Annotated in this window: 11 protein-coding genes and 1 pseudogene; 9 read left to right on the top strand and 3 right to left on the bottom strand. The window is 63.1% G+C overall.

What is annotated here, in order from left to right:
- Window positions 1-72: 72 nt before the first annotated feature.
- From RQ479_RS13560 to RQ479_RS13520, 9 genes and pseudogenes are all read left to right on the top strand, one after another.
- A complete protein-coding gene (locus tag RQ479_RS13560; RefSeq protein ID WP_376705459.1) occupies window positions 73-1,608 on the top strand; it encodes a sugar ABC transporter ATP-binding protein in 1,536 nt (511 codons plus the stop codon).
- A complete protein-coding gene (locus RQ479_RS13555) occupies window positions 1,605-3,677 on the top strand; it encodes an ABC transporter permease (protein WP_376705458.1) in 2,073 nt (690 codons plus the stop codon). The genes RQ479_RS13560 and RQ479_RS13555 overlap by 4 nt, the downstream gene beginning before the upstream one ends.
- Before the next feature lie 13 nt (window positions 3,678-3,690).
- Window positions 3,691-4,497, top strand: coding sequence for an SDR family oxidoreductase (locus RQ479_RS13550; RefSeq protein WP_376705457.1), 807 nt, complete (start codon window positions 3,691-3,693; stop codon window positions 4,495-4,497).
- Between the two features lie 10 nt (window positions 4,498-4,507).
- Entirely contained in the window at window positions 4,508-5,455 is a 948-nt protein-coding gene (locus tag RQ479_RS13545; protein ID WP_376705456.1) for a 3-hydroxyacyl-CoA dehydrogenase, read from the top strand.
- Entirely contained in the window at window positions 5,452-6,414 is a 963-nt protein-coding gene (locus RQ479_RS13540) for a 3-keto-5-aminohexanoate cleavage protein (RefSeq protein ID WP_376705455.1), read from the top strand. Before RQ479_RS13545 ends, RQ479_RS13540 begins: the two co-directional genes overlap by 4 nt.
- A gap of 35 nt (window positions 6,415-6,449) precedes the next feature.
- On the top strand, window positions 6,450-7,328 hold the full coding sequence (locus tag RQ479_RS13535; RefSeq protein WP_376705454.1) for an SMP-30/gluconolactonase/LRE family protein: 879 nt from the start codon (window positions 6,450-6,452) through the stop codon (window positions 7,326-7,328).
- A gap of 708 nt (window positions 7,329-8,036) precedes the next feature.
- Window positions 8,037-8,351 carry a type II toxin-antitoxin system Phd/YefM family antitoxin gene (locus RQ479_RS13530; protein ID WP_376705453.1) on the top strand — a complete coding sequence of 105 codons (315 nt, stop codon included), beginning with the start codon at window positions 8,037-8,039 and terminating at the stop codon, window positions 8,349-8,351.
- Window positions 8,352-8,360: 9 nt separating this feature from the next.
- Complete coding sequence (locus RQ479_RS13525) at window positions 8,361-8,792, top strand: plasmid maintenance toxin (PemK-like) (RefSeq protein ID WP_352492805.1); 432 nt, start codon at window positions 8,361-8,363, stop codon at window positions 8,790-8,792.
- A 335-nt stretch (window positions 8,793-9,127) separates the two neighbouring features.
- A pseudogene (locus RQ479_RS13520) lies at window positions 9,128-9,883 on the top strand (sugar isomerase domain-containing protein).
- A gap of 89 nt (window positions 9,884-9,972) precedes the next feature.
- Here the strand turns inward: RQ479_RS13520 and RQ479_RS13515 are convergent.
- From RQ479_RS13515 to RQ479_RS13505, 3 genes are read right to left on the bottom strand one after another with little or no spacing between them, the layout of a single operon-like run.
- Window positions 9,973-11,997, bottom strand: coding sequence for a CHASE2 domain-containing protein (locus RQ479_RS13515; protein WP_376705452.1), 2,025 nt, complete (start codon window positions 11,995-11,997; stop codon window positions 9,973-9,975).
- Window positions 11,998-12,021: 24 nt separating this feature from the next.
- Complete coding sequence (locus tag RQ479_RS13510; RefSeq protein WP_376705451.1) at window positions 12,022-12,834, bottom strand: FecR domain-containing protein; 813 nt, start codon at window positions 12,832-12,834, stop codon at window positions 12,022-12,024.
- 11 nt (window positions 12,835-12,845) lie between these two features.
- The gene (locus tag RQ479_RS13505) at window positions 12,846-14,120 is read right to left on the bottom strand and encodes a tetratricopeptide repeat protein (protein ID WP_376705450.1); all 1,275 of its coding nucleotides are present in this window, start codon (window positions 14,118-14,120) and stop codon (window positions 12,846-12,848) included.
- Window positions 14,121-14,355: the final 235 nt, after the last annotated feature.

Below are 14,355 nucleotides of genomic sequence, written 5' to 3'. Positions count from 1 at the left end.
GGCGCGGGGTGCTTTCGAGACGCTCCACGCACCCTTCATGCAGGCCAGCACGGGGATCATACTGGGATCATAATGTCAGCGCATTCGACAGCTGTCGGCATTGAGGGCGTCCGCAAGGCGTTTGGCGCGACGGTCGCCCTCGATGGCGTTTCCTTCGAGATCAATTCCGGCAGCGTGCATGCCTTGCTTGGCGAGAACGGTGCCGGCAAGTCCACGCTCGTCAAGCTGCTGTCGGGGCTGGTACGGCCCGACGACGGGCAAATCACCGTTTTTGGCGAACCGGCGCCATTCGGTTCGCCGCGCGCCGCGCACGCCAAAGGCGTGCAGACAGCCTTCCAGGAAATGACGCTGGTACGCGATCTCAGCGTTCTCGATAACATGTTGCTGCCATACGCGCCCGTCGGTCCGATCGGCCTGATCAGGCGGTTGAGCGCGCGCAAGGCCGTCCGCAAGCACATCTCCGATCTGGGGTTTACGGTCGATCTCGATGCCGAGGTAGCGACGCTCGATCTCGCCGTCCGCCAGAAGATCGAAATCGCGCGCGCGCTCTATCGCAAGCCGCGCATCCTTCTGCTCGATGAGCCGACTTCGACGCTGTCAGGTGGCGATGTCGAGTGGCTGGGCGCGATCATCACGCAATTGAAGGCGGCCGGTACCACGGTCGTGTTCATCACCCATCGCATACGTGAGGTGCGGGCTTTCTGCGACACTCTGACCATTCTCAGGAACGGTCGCCACATCGTGACCGCGCCGGTTGCCGATGTTTCGGATGGTGAGGTGATCGAAAAGATCATCGGCCGAAGCATCGCCCAGACCTTCCCGCCGAAACCAGAAAGCGAGGCCGCCTTTGGTCCGCCGGTGCTCGGCGTACGCGATCTCAAAGCCGGGAGGAAGCTCGACGGCGTCGGTTTCGACCTGCGCAAGGGAGAGATCCTCGGCATTGCCGGGCTGCAGGGCATGGGTCAGCTCGACCTGTTCCTCGCATGCTTCGGCATGGCCGAGATCGAGCGCGGCCACATCCTGGTCGACGGCCGCAATGTGTGGCTCGGCTCGCCCGCCGATGCGCTCAAGCCCAACATGGCAATCGGGCTGGTGCCGGAGGACCGCAAGACCGAAGGCCTGTTCCTGAAGCTCTCGGGCCGGCAAAATGCATCGCTGCCTGTGGTCGCGCGCTTCACCCGGTTTGGCTTGATCAGAAAAGACGAGGAGGCAAAGGCCGTTCAGTCCGCCTTCTCGACCGTGGAGGTCGACCGTCGAGCCTTGTGGACGAGGGCAGGGGCCTTCTCGGGCGGCAACCAGCAAAAGATAGCCATTGCCAAATGGCTCGTCGCCGAAAGCCGGATCCTGCTGCTTTTCGACCCGACCCGCGGCATTGACGTAGGCACCAAGCACGAGCTCTACGTGATGATGCGCGACTATGTGGCGGCCGGCGGCTCGATCCTTCTGCATTCAACCGAAATTCCCGAGCTGGTCCATCAATGCGACCGGGTGCTCGTCCTCTATGACGGCCATCCGGTGGCGGAGCTTACCGGCGACGAGATCACGGAAGGCGCGATCATGCGGCCAGCGCTTGGCCATGGCGAGTTGGTCCGGGAGGCGGCGGAATGAGCGTAACGAGCTTGGCCGCCGCGTCACCGACCGCGACATTGTCGCGGCTCCTCGCGCGGCATCGCGGCGCGATCATCGCGGCGATCGTCTTTGCGGCGCTCCTGCTGGTCGTCGATTTGGTCGGTGCCGGGCGGCTCACTTATTTCGACATTTCGTTCCTGTCGAGCGGCGGCGCCACTTCGGCGCTGGCTGCGATCGGCCAGACACTAGTCATCCTGTCCGGCGGTTTCGACCTGTCCGCCGGGGCGGTGATCTCACTGGTCAATGTCGTCCTGGCAAACGGCATGGATCCGATGGCGACCGGCACGAGTGTCGCGCTATGGACTTTGGCCGGAATTGGCGTCGGTATGCTGGTCGGCGCCTTCAACGGCTGCTTCATTGCCGTCCTGCGCATGCAGCCTATCGTCGTCACGCTGTCGACCATGTTCATCCTGCAGGGGGTAACGCTGCTGGTCATGGACAAGCCCGGCGGCTTCGTCTCGCCCGATCTTGGCGCGTTCTATCTCGGTGATGCCCTCGCAGGCTGGATACCGATGCCGCTGGTGGTCATCGGCGTCGTCCTGCTCGGCTGGTTCTGGCTCAAAGCCACACGCTTCGGGACAGCGCTTTATGCGCTCGGCAGCGACCCGGATGCCGCCGCCTCGGTCGGCGTGCGCGTCGTTCTCGTGCGCTTCCTCGTCTATGTCATCGCCGGCGGCTGCTATGGGCTTGCCGGCGTTTTCATCAGCGCCCAGACCGGCAGCGGCGATCCGCTGGTCGGCAACCCGTTGTTGCTGTCGATGTTCGCGGCGGTCGTGGTCGGCGGTACAAGGCTGGGCGGCGGTCAAGGTGGGCCGGTGGGCACCGTCTTCGGTGCCTACATCCTGATGATGGTTGTCAACATACTGCTCGTGCTCAACGTCTCGGCCTATTATTCGACGATCGCCGAAGGCACGATCCTGATCCTTGCCGTGCTTGCGGGTTCCCTGTCGCATGGCTCCGTGCTTGCCCGCCAACTACGTGCGCTGCGGGCTCGCCTGGCCGCGTGGCGCGCCGGAATGCTGCCCTCGCAGATCGATCGCACCGACCGGCGGCTGAGAATTGCCCGGGGCAGCGCCGGCGACCAGCAGAGGCCTCAGCCGGCCTTCCATGTGCGTAACGCCGAGACGCTGCGCTATGCGCTGCCGGCCTATGTCTGTCTTGCCATTGTCGTGATCGTCACCCAGATCTGGCTCGGACGCGCCATCGTCAATTTTGGCTACTGGAATTCGCTGTTCGTGCTGTCGAGCTTCCTTGCCATCCTGGCGCTTGGGCAAGGCAGCGTGGTTCTCACCGGCGGGCTTGACCTGTCGGTGCCGTGGACGATCGGCCTGTCGGGAATCCTGCTTGCCGGCATGGTCAATGGGTCGGATGCTGCACTTGTCTATGCGCTGCCGGCAGTGCTCGCGGTCGCTTGCCTGATCGGTCTCGCTAACGGCATCGGCATCGTCTTTCTCGGCATCTCGCCGATCGTTATGACGCTGGCCACCAACGGCATTCTGCAAGGTTTCGCTTTGCTCTACTCGCAAGGCACGCCGGCCGGCTTCTCTTCACCGATGCTGCGCTGGTTCATGACCGGAAAGGTATTCGCCATCACGCCGGTGGTGCTGTTCATGATCGCATTCGTCGTCTTTGCCGTGCTGCTGCTTGGCCGCACCGCTTTCGGCCGCCGCGTCTACGGCATCGGCAACAGCCTGCGCGCAGCCCAGCTCTCCGGCATCGCTGTCGGTCGCACGCTCATCCTCGTCTATGTGCTGTCGGCAGTCTGCGCGGGGGTCGTCGGGATCATGCTCACCGGCTTTTCCGGCCAGGCCAGCCTCGGCATGGGTGACGACTATCTGCTGCCCTCCATCGCCGTCGTCGTGGTCGGCGGTGCGCTGATCACCGGCGGACGCGGCCACTATCTCGGCATGCTGGGCGGGGTGCTGCTCCTGACGGCATTGCAGATGCTGCTCGCCGGCACGACGCTGCCTTACGCGACGCGGGCGATCCTGTTCGGGCTGGTGGTGCTCGGCGCCGTCATGGCGCTGCGCGAAAGGCGGATTCAGTGAAAGGGATGGAACAATGAGCTCAAGCGCACCGGCATCGGCGGACGAATTCCTGACCGGGCTCAAAGGCCAGCGCGTGCTGGTCACGGCGGGTGCCGGCGGCATCGGCTTTGCCATTGCCGAGACGCTGTCGCGGCTGGGCGCACGTGTCGTGATCTGCGATATTTCCGACGAGGCGCTGGCCGCCGCTCCAGAGAGGATTTCGCTCGCAGCAGCATTCAAAGCCGACGTTTCTCGCGACGACGATGTCGACCGGCTGTTCGAGACTGTCAAGGAGAAGCTCGGCGGGCTCGACGCCCTGATCAACAATGCCGGCATTGCCGGGCCGACCGGCGGCGTCGATGAGATCGATCCGGCGGACTGGCGGCGTTGCATAGATATCTGCCTGACCGGCCAGTTCCTGTGCGCGCGGCGTGCCGTGCCGCTAATCAAGGCGGCAGGCGGCGGCTCGATCGTTTCGATGTCTTCGGCCGCCGGCCGACACGGCTACGCGTTCCGTACGCCGTACTCGGCTGCCAAGTTCGGCGTTGTCGGCCTGACCCAGAGTCTTGCCAAGGAACTCGGACCGCATGGGATCAGGGTCAATGCCATCTTGCCCGGCATCATCGAAGGGCCGCGCATCGACAAGGTCATTGCCGACCGGGCAAAGCAATTAGGTGTTTCAAACGAAGAGATGACACAACGCTATCTGCAGAATATCTCGCTGCGCCGCATGACCAGCCCATACGATGTCGCGGCGATGGTGGCTTTCCTGCTTTCCGATGCGGGCGTCAACATTTCCGGCCAGTCGCTCGGCGTCGACGGCAACGTCGAGACACTCTGAGGGGGAGATCATGGCGAAGGTAACAATTGTCGGAAGCGGCTTCATCGGGCGAGCGTGGGCTATCAGCTTCGCCCGTGCCAGGCACGATGTGCGCATGTGGGACCAGGCTCCTGCCGCGGCCAGCGGTGCGCGCGACTATATCGCCGGCGTGCTCGACGACCTCGCCGCCAACGATTTGCTGCAGGGACAGCCGGTTGATGCCGTGCTCGGCCGCATCACCATTGTGGCGGAGCTTGGCGAAGCCTTGGCCGATGCCGTCCACGTCCAGGAGAACACACCGGAAAACCTCGAGGTGAAGCGTGAAGTGTTTTCCCGGATCGACGCCCTTGCCGGTCCGCAGGCGGTGATCGCCAGTTCCACCTCGGCGCTGTTGCCGTCGAAATTCACCGATCACCTTCAGGGGCGCCATCGCTGCCTCGTCGTGCACCCGATCAATCCGCCCTATCTCATCCCGGCGGCGGAAGTCGTGCCGGCGCCATGGACCTCCGCCGAAACGGTGGAAAGGACCCGCGCCTTTCTTGTCGAGGCGGGCCATGCGCCGCTGGTGATGAAGCGCGAACTCGACGGCTTCATCATGAACCGCTTGCAGGGCGCACTCTTGGAGGAGGCGTTCCGGCTCGTCGCCGACGGCTATGCCAGCGTCGAGGACGTCGACACGGGTTTGCGCGACGGGCTGGCGCTGCGCTGGTCGTTCATGGGTCCGTTTGAAACCATCGACCTCAACGCGCCTGGTGGCGTGCGCGACTATGTGGAGCGCTACCAGACGATCTATTCCAACATCTTCCCGCAGATGCTGCGTCGCGTCGACTGGGCCGGCGAGGTCATGGAGACGGTCGAGGCCGAGCGCCGCAAACGGCTGCCGCGAGAAGAACTCGGCGAACGGCAGGTCTGGCGCGACCGCCGGCTGATGGCGCTGGCGGCGCACAAGAAAAAATCGGATCAGGAGTTTGGACGATGACGGAAACAAGCCGCAAGCCCGGCGCTCAGCAAGCCAAGGGCAAGGTCATCATCACCTGTGCGGTGACGGGGGCAATCCATACGCCGACCATGTCGCCCTATCTGCCGATCACGCCGGACCAGATCGCCTCGGAGGCGATCGCGGCGGCGGAGGCTGGTGCGGCGATCCTGCATCTGCATGCCCGCGACCCTGAGACCGGCAAGCCCGACCAGACGCCGGAGGCGTTCGCGCGTTTCCTGCCTCGCGTCAAGCAAGGCACCAATGCCGCCATCAACATCACCACTGGCGGCAGTCCTTACATGAAGGTGGAGGAGCGTGTGCGCCCCGCCGCGCAGTTCAAGCCGGAAGTCGCCTCGCTCAACATGGGGTCGATCAATTTCGGGCTCTATCACCTCGTCGACAAATACGAAACGTTCAAGTTCGACTGGGAAAGGCCGCACCTGGAAGCGACGCGTGACCTGGTCTTTCGCAACTCGTTCAAGGACATCGAGTACATATTGGAAACCTGTTACGACAACGGCACGCGCTTCGAGTTCGAGTGCTACGACATCGCCCATCTCTATAACCTCTCCCATTTCGCCGATCGCGGGCTGGTGAAACCACCGTTCTTCGTACAGTCCGTGTTCGGCCTGCTCGGCGGCATCGGTACGCACCCCGAAGACGTCGCCCATATGAAGCGCACCGCCGATCGCCTGTTCGGCTTGCAATACCGCTGGTCGGTGCTGGGTGCGGGCGCCAGCCAGTTGCGCATTGCCGCGCAATCGGCAGCGCTTGGCGGCAATATTCGCGTTGGTCTCGAAGACAGTCTGTGGGCCGGCAAGGGCAAGCTTGCCAAATCGAACGCCGAGCAGGTGGTGCTTGCGCGCAAGATCATCGAAGGCCTCGGCATGGAAGTGGCGACGCCCGACGAGGCCCGCGAAATCCTGTCATTGAAGGGCGGCGGCCAGGTCGCGTTCTGACCGGTTTCTGCAAGGTTCGAACAGAGGAGGACGGCATGAAGATCGAGGTCGTGGTGGACGTGAAGACCACGCTGGGCGAGGGACCGCTGTGGGACGTCGAACAGGAGCGCCTCTACTGGATCGACAGTTTCGACGGGCGCGTGTTTCGGGCGACCGCAGACGGCCGCGAGATCCGTTGCTGGGACGTGCCGATGAAGATCGGCTCGATGGCATTGCGCAAGGACGGCGGTGGCGCGGTGGTGTCGCTGCAGCGCGGCTTCCATCTGCTTGATTTCGCCACCGGTGAGGTCACGCCGATCCACGATCCGGAGCCGGACAGGCCGATGAATCGGCTCAATGACGGCAAGGTCGATCGGCGCGGCCGCTTCTTCGCCGGCTCAATGGACACGATGGAAGAGGGGCCCTCCGGCGGGCTCTACCGGCTTGATCCGGATTTCTCCGTCACCAGAATAGATTCCGGCATCATCTGCTCCAACGGTCCGTGCTGGAGCCCGGACGACCGCACCTTCTATTTCGCCGACACCTGGACCGGCGAGATTTGGGCCTACGACTACGACATCGAAACCGGTGCCGCCACCAACCGACGCACTTTCACCCGCGTCGACACCAGCCGGGGAGGGGCGGCCGACGGCTCGACCGTCGATGCGGAAGGATTCCTCTGGAACGCGCTGGTCTATGACGGCAGGCTGGTACGTTACGCGCCCGACGGCAGCGTCGACCGCATCATCGACATGCCCGTCAAGAAGATTACCAGCGTCATGTTCGGCGGGCCGAAGCTCGACACCCTGTACGTCACGTCGATGGCCAAGCCGCCGTTGCCGCGTTTTCCGGGCGACGGAGTTTTACGGGGCAGCCTCTTTGCCATCACCGGCCACGGCGTGACGGGAGTACCGGAGCCAAGATTTGCAGCGTAAGTCGGTGCTTAGTGGCGATCATCCTCCCCCACCTCTTGGCGCCACCCCCAACCTCCCGTCCCAGGGCAACCGGCGCTGGAAGCTCATGCCGTGCGGTTCTGGCGTGGGGTCGCCCAATGTGCGCGCGAACGTGGCCCCCTCGAGGAACCATCAGCCGAGCCCTGGAAATCTGCTCGGAAGAAGAAATCCGCCCATTGGCAACTCCAATGCCTCAAGCCCGCAAATTCGTCAGAGCTACGCTGTCTACGAAGACAACCTTTTCATCGTCTATGTCATAGACCCTCCCAAAGCCCGTCCTTAATCCTTCGGATGGCGTGCCGACGCTCCATAAGCAAAATCTAATACTCGAGTCGGCGATGTCGGGTAGAAAATTCGGACACCAGCCGATCATAATAGTGGAAAACCACAGGTCCGCCCCGACGATGCTTTGAACGTTCTCAGCGACTTCCGCCGTTGCCACAGACAGCCTTATTCCTTTTCGTCACAGCAACCTCCGGCATCGTTCCAGTTGCGGCCTGCCAAGTGAGGTGTTCTGGATGTTGTGTCTTGATCGATATCGGCGGCGGCGCACTCGCAGAACGAAATCAGGCGAACGGACGAGGGCCTCTGGAAGCTGCCCTGTCACTGCCTCGTTTCCATCTAGCGGGCGCCCGACGCTTGCGGAAATCCCGGAAAACCCCTATATTCCGGAATAAAGGAGTCTCGCCGATGACCACGACCGTCACTGCCGCCGCCGTCTCTAAAAATTTTGGCGCCTATCAGGATGCCGCGGTCCGCGACCCGGTCATCATCACCAAGAACGGTCGCCCGCGCACGGTGCTGCTGGCCTACGAGGATTTTGTCCGGCTGTCGAAGCGCGACCGGCGGGTCGAGCTGACAGCGGAGCTCGGCGCGGACGACATCGCCGCGGTCGAAGCCTCTGAAATGGAGCCGGATCTCGACCATCTCGACCACGAGCTCTCTGATTCAAAACCCTCTGGGTCAAAACCCTCTGGGTCAAAACCCTCCGGGGCAACAGGCTGACAGCAAAAAATGCTACCGGCTGAAATCAAGGTCGGCCATGTCTTCCGTTACTCCTACCTCTGGCATTGGCAACACCGCGAAGGCCGAGAGGAAGGCGACAAGGACCGGCCCTGCCTGGTGCTTGCGCTGGTCGCGATGCAGGAGGACGGCTCGCCGGTCGTCCGGGTCCTGCCGATCACGCATACGCCGCCGTCCGATCCCGATGATGCCATCGAGATCCCGGCTGCGGTCAAGCTGCGCTTGCGCCTTGACGGTGAGCGGTCGTGGATCGTTTTGACGGAAAGTAACCGGTTCGCCTGGCCGGGGCCCGACATACGGCCGCTGGAGACGGAGAGCGGCTATTACGGGCCGCTGCCACCGGCGTTGTTTGCGGCGGTCAAGCGCCGGTTTGTCGCCATCGCGACAGGCCAGGCGCATACGAGCACGTCCCGTACGGCGTGACGTCGGCCGGTGCTGCGGCATGCCAGGCGGCGTGAGGCAGAGGCAGTCTCCATCAGGGCGTCTTCCACGCAGGTTGAGGCCTCACCGTCGATGTCCATCTGCACCAGCGCGAACCGGTCGTCCGACGCTCGAAGCCGGCCGCCCTCCAGCAGCGCCGCATAGCGTGGCTTCGCCTGAAAGCTACGCCGGTGAGCGTGATCCGCGTTGGTGGGAGCACGTCACGTTCGGTTCGACGCACGTCATCGGCCAGCGCACCTCCACCGACAACTCGTGATCGCTAATGCTGATCTGCGCCGGCACCACCAGCGGCACAACCAGTCCGGTTTGCCGCCCTCATCGAACAGGCCTCGAAAGCCAATGCCGAAGCCTTTGGCGAGGCGGCCAGCCGCTCTGCCGACACGCTCGAGAGCGGTGGGCTGGTTCATCTTTATGGCGCAGGCCACTCGGTGTTGACGGTCCAGGAAGTGTTTCCGCGCTACGGCAGCTATGTCGGTTTCAATCCGCTGACCGACCCGCGTGTCATGTAGCGCAACGTGCTCGGCGCAGGCGGTGTGCGCGAACTTCTATGGCTGGAGCGGACCGAGAAATATGCCGAGAAATTCCTCGACCACCAGCCACTCAACAAAGGCGATTCGATCATCATCTTCGGGCACAGCGGCCGCAATTCGTCCGGCATCGACACTGCGCTCTACGCTAAGAAACGCGGCATCTTCGTCGTTGCGGTGACCAGCAAGAACAATCTCGACAAGCCGGCGACGCACTCTTCCGGCAAGCGGCTTGCCGATGCCGCCGACCTTGTCATCGACACCTGCTCGCCGATCGAGGATGCCATCGTGCCGGTCGAGGGCTGGAGCCGGCCGGTCTCCGGTTCCTCGAACGTGCTTGCCATGATCCTGGCGCATGAGCTGATCGCCCGCACCGCCGAGGCGCTTTCGAAACGCGGCATCGAACTGCCGGTCTTCGCCTCGCCGACAATTGCCGGCGTCACACTGCACGACACCGACGTCATCTATGGTGTCTATCGCGAGAGAATGCTCGAGGCGCAGAAGAAGCACCTGCCGAGCTTCCAGGCGACGATGCGCGGCGAATGACAAACGGGAGGGCACGCAAATTGCGAGGTCTCCCGAAACGGGTAGTCAGGTCACGATACTGGGCCGACCCCGCTATCCACTGGATCCGATCAGGTTCGGGCTGCAAGATCAGGCGGAGCCATTTCCGGCGACAGCGGCGAACCGTCCAGCGTGGCTGGGGCGCCAGATTGCTCGCCGTGTTGGCCCCTATCTTCCCGGCCCATACGCTGGTGAGTGGCTAACATCTCCGGAATGGTGAAAACCGGCACCTCGCCCTTAAAACCTTGAAGTTCAAAGGCACCCGCCTGGACGACCGGCATCGATGCTCCTGCCGCAAAGCCGGGGCCAAGCACCAGGGGGATGCCCAGCTTCTTGGTCGTCGACTCGAGCCGTGCCGTGCGGTTCACCGGCGAGCCGATCGCGGTGTAATCGAAGCGTCGTTCGGAGCCGAAATTCCCTACCGAGCAGATGCCGGTCTCGATGGCGACGCCGATTGCGATGGAGGGGTGGCCGTCCGCGCTGAAGGCGGCGTCTTCGCGCTTCACCCGCTCGATCAGGGCAAGGCCCGCGTCGAGCGCGCGCTCGCGATGATCCGGCTGATCAAGCGGCGCGTTCCAGAAGGCGAGCACGGCGTCGCCCATGAACTTGTCGATGGTGCCGTCCCGCCTGAGGATCTCATCGGTCGCAATGCCGAGGAAGTGATTGACCACCTTTGCGATTTCCTGGGTATCGAGCTGTTCGCTCATCGTCGTGAAGCCGCGTATGTCGCTGAGCAGGATTGTGATCTCGCGCTTCTCTCCGGATAGAATCGCTTCGGTATCCGAGTTTGCGAGGCGCTGCACCACGGAGGGCGACAGGTATTGGGAGAATTGCCGTGCCAGGGTGGACCGGCGCTGCTCGCTGCGCCTGTAGAGGGCATAGCCTTCGAAGCCGGCTACCAGGATCGTCGCAAGCGCCGGCTGCAGCGGGTCATAGAGTTCTCCCTGCAGGCTGTATTCGAGAGCGCCGAACACGAAGGGCGTGACGGCCAGCAGCGCCAGAGCCAGGGCACCAAGCACGATCCGCCCGGCGAGCACTCCGGAAAGCCCGATGAAAATGACGGCAGTGAGGACAAACCAGAGCCGCTCCACCGTGCGCGCGTGCGTTGGCTCTGCAAGGTAGCGCCCGGCAAGCAACTGACCGATTGCATCGGCGTGGATGTCAGCGCCTGGTCGCGCTGGACGCGTCGGGGTGGGTAGATACTGCGTCAGTCCCACGGCCGACAGATCGACAATGGCGATGGCGTCCCGCAGCCGCAGGTCACTGTCACCCGAAAGGATAGTGCTGGCAGATATACGGAGCGTATCCGTGGCGGTTTCCCAAAGGCGGATGCTCCCCTCCGGCTCGAGCGGCACGATAGCGCCGGCCATCCTGAGTGCGTCAAACCCGGCGGCATTCATCCGGGCTATGTAGCCGTCCTGTCCGGCGTAAAGGCGCAGAAGCTCGAGCGCGAAGGACGGCCACAGCTGCACGCCTTGAGCGGTATTGCGAAGCCAGAGCAGCGGCACATGGCGCAGTACGCCGTCGGGATCGGGCAAGGTGCGAATTACGCCGAGCCCCGCGGCGGCCTTCGAGAAGTCGGCAAGCGAGCCGGTCAAACCGGTGAAGCCGGGAAGCGTGTCGGGTACTTGCCCGACGATCGACCAGCCGGCTTTGGGCTCTGCTTCTGAAACCGTCGCCTCGTTGCCCAGGCTGACGGCAAGCGCCGTTCGGTTTTTCGCCAGTGCCGCTGCCAGGCGCTTGTCTCCGGCGATGCCCTCAGGCGAGGTGTCGGCCTCGGGCAGCACCAGCGCAAGCCCGATCACCGCGGCGCCGGATTCGGTGATGCCATCGACCAGATCGGCCAAGAGGCCACGGTTCCAGGGCCATCGCCCATGTGCCTTGAGGCTGGCGTCGTCTATCGAGACGATCACGACAGGATTGCTCGTCGCCTGGCGCGGGGCGAGAAACTGGTAGAAGTCGTAGGTGCGTTCGCGCAGCCGCGACAGCGGCCCGTCGAAAGCTAAATGGCAAGCGAGCAGCAGGAGCACGATCACAAGACCGGATATTTTGCGCCTGGCAGCTTGCCGCCAATCAGCCCAGCGCGAACCGACCAAGAGGCTCATGTCGTGCCGCCGGGCTTAATTGCAGTAGTAGCAGCAACCCTCACCCTCACACCCACCCTCATCCTCCACACCGCCGCCCACAGGTGGCGTTGGGCTGTCGGGGAACTCCATGACCACTCCTGGCAATGCGCCGTCGGTGGAATCGCAGACTTTGAGCGAGCCGCCGAGTCCCGACGCACAAAGCGCGCTTACGTCCAGTCCCGGACCCGGCGCGCCTGGCAGGCCGGTGCCGGCTATCCGGTCGATGCTGTCCAATATCGGGAAGGTGTCGATTCCGCCGTAGCCGGTCAGCAGCTTGCCATCCTCGGACGTGCAGGCGAAGCCCGGGTTTGTGATGACCAGCCGTTTGCCATTGATCGTGCAGGTCATGCGGCCGGCGCGCAATATGCCGACGGTCTGGCCGGCTGCCACCAGTACTTCGATGATGCCGCCTCTGGCCCCCAGCACCATATGCGGCGTCGCAACCTGCATTACGCCGCCTTTCGAAACCTGGCCGCCATAGAAACGGGCCAGGCCGCTGTTCATCCCGATGTCGATCTTTCCCGATCCGGAGCCCGGATTGTAGACGAATTCATCGATCGTCAGGTTGGTGTTCGGACCAATCTTGGCGCTCGATTCGTCCCGGAACACCAGCATTCCAAGACCAGTGGGATCGCTGCGCAGCTGGTCGCCGAGTTCGACGCCGGCACCTACGTCCATTGTCCCGCCGTTGTTGCGGACGATGTTGGTCTGGTAGGCCGTCATCGACCCGACCGTTTCAGCGGCGGACGGTGCCGCAAAGGCAAGGCAGGCGACAAAAATGGCGATCTGACGGTACGGGGTCCTCATCGCGGCCTCTTTCAATTGAGCGTCAACGTGTAGCTCATGAGCATTTCGAACGATTTTCGGTCGCGGCTGGCGATGTCGAAGTTGGTTTCGCGATAGGCGAGATCGACGCTGATCTTCTGAGACTCCGTCAGCTGAAAATCGCTTTCCGAGGCAACGCGCCAGAAGTCGCTCTTGATACTTGTGCCGATGCCGACGGACAGATCGGGAGCGTCGCTATGGCCGGCCAGGAAGGCGACCTGGTGCGACCATGCGAAAAGATCCGGTACGTTCATCAACAGGCCGCCATAGCGGACCTCGCCCGTGTAGCTGCGGCCGATTTCGCCAGATCCGGAGGCGAAGTCATTCGAGCCGACAAAGCGCAGTCCGAGCGCCTGGCCATTGCGGAAGCGGTAGCTGCCGCCTGCCTCATAGAAAACCCTGCTGTCGGCAAAAATGCCTTGCGAGGGGCTTAGATCGATGTAGCCGCCACCGGCGAAAAGCGTCGTCTCGACCGTCGGGCGCACAAGAAAGCGTCCGCTGAGGCCGATGCCGGTTTCCTGGATATCACTGTCGAAGCGATCCGTAACTGTGAAGGCGGAAAGCAGCAGGCGCAGCGAATCGATCCCACTATTGGGTAATCCCTTGTCCCAGGTGATCGCGGCGTTGCCGTGGATGAAGGTTTCCTTGCCACCCGGAACCGACAGGTCTGCCGTGAAAAAGCGCTCTGTCGCCGTCAAGGCCCCCGATAGGACGAGGGCGTCGGCACTTGGCGTGCCGACGTCCCACCGGACAAAGCCTTCCGCCCGCCCATAGGGCGAGACGAAGCTCTCGTCGTCCTGCGCCCCGCCTGGCTCAAAATCGGTGAATGCGCTGAATACGCCGCCGGTCAGGGCGAGTTCCCAGGTGACGCCACGCAACGCGCGCTCGATGCGGGCAAGCAGGCGAACGGCTTCCTGCTGCTCACTTGCCGACAGGCCGCCGACTTCGATGCCGTACTGCACCTGTCGCCGGGCCAGTTCATAGGAGCCGACATGATAGTACAACCGGCTGGCCGCCAGCCGGGCGCGCGCATCGCGGGGATATTTGATCAGATACTGCTCGATTGAGGAGATCGCCTGATCGTACTGCCCGGCGTTGACGGCAACCGTGACGAACTGGGCGAGCGTCCCGTTGTCGGCCGGACTGGCGATGCGGGCTGAAAAAGCATCGTCATAGGCCGAAAAAAGACCCTGGGCGCCGGCCGGCAATATGCCAGTACAAAGCAGCGCCGCGGCGCAGCCGACGATCGTTCGAAACGAGGATTGCATGCCGAGAACCCACCCCAAACCCGACCACTGCGAACGACTTAGCACGACCGCAAGAAAAAAGGCGACTGAACTTTGACGAAATCGTCCGAGTTTTCAACAGCTGTTGCAGCCGCGCAACAAACTATCGGGTTCCTTCGTATTTCGGCTGCGCTGGTTGCCAAAACACCTTCTCAGCGTTGCTGTATTGTCGAAGTATTCTGTCACGATGGAAACTAACAAAACTCATCGTACCATA

It is taken from the genome of Mesorhizobium sp. ISC25, from assembly GCF_042295465.1.
Lineage (GTDB): Bacteria > Pseudomonadota > Alphaproteobacteria > Rhizobiales > Rhizobiaceae > Mesorhizobium.
This window is presented reverse-complemented; position numbering and strand designations above follow the sequence as displayed.

Excerpts from the sequence above, each read along its gene's own strand:
- RQ479_RS13560 (WP_376705459.1), top strand. The coding sequence starts at position 73 with ATGTCAGCGCATTCGACAGCTGTCGGCATTGAGGGCGTCCGCAAGGCG.
- RQ479_RS13555 (WP_376705458.1), top strand. The coding sequence starts at position 1,605 with ATGAGCGTAACGAGCTTGGCCGCCGCGTCACCGACCGCGACATTGTCG.
- RQ479_RS13550 (WP_376705457.1), top strand. The coding sequence starts at position 3,691 with ATGAGCTCAAGCGCACCGGCATCGGCGGACGAATTCCTGACCGGGCTC.
- RQ479_RS13545 (WP_376705456.1), top strand. The coding sequence starts at position 4,508 with ATGGCGAAGGTAACAATTGTCGGAAGCGGCTTCATCGGGCGAGCGTGG.
- RQ479_RS13540 (WP_376705455.1), top strand. The coding sequence starts at position 5,452 with ATGACGGAAACAAGCCGCAAGCCCGGCGCTCAGCAAGCCAAGGGCAAG.
- RQ479_RS13535 (WP_376705454.1), top strand. The coding sequence starts at position 6,450 with ATGAAGATCGAGGTCGTGGTGGACGTGAAGACCACGCTGGGCGAGGGA.
- RQ479_RS13530 (WP_376705453.1), top strand. The coding sequence starts at position 8,037 with ATGACCACGACCGTCACTGCCGCCGCCGTCTCTAAAAATTTTGGCGCC.
- RQ479_RS13525 (WP_352492805.1), top strand. The coding sequence starts at position 8,361 with ATGCTACCGGCTGAAATCAAGGTCGGCCATGTCTTCCGTTACTCCTAC.
- RQ479_RS13510 (WP_376705451.1), bottom strand. The coding sequence starts at position 12,834 with ATGAGGACCCCGTACCGTCAGATCGCCATTTTTGTCGCCTGCCTTGCC.
- RQ479_RS13505 (WP_376705450.1), bottom strand. The coding sequence starts at position 14,120 with ATGCAATCCTCGTTTCGAACGATCGTCGGCTGCGCCGCGGCGCTGCTT.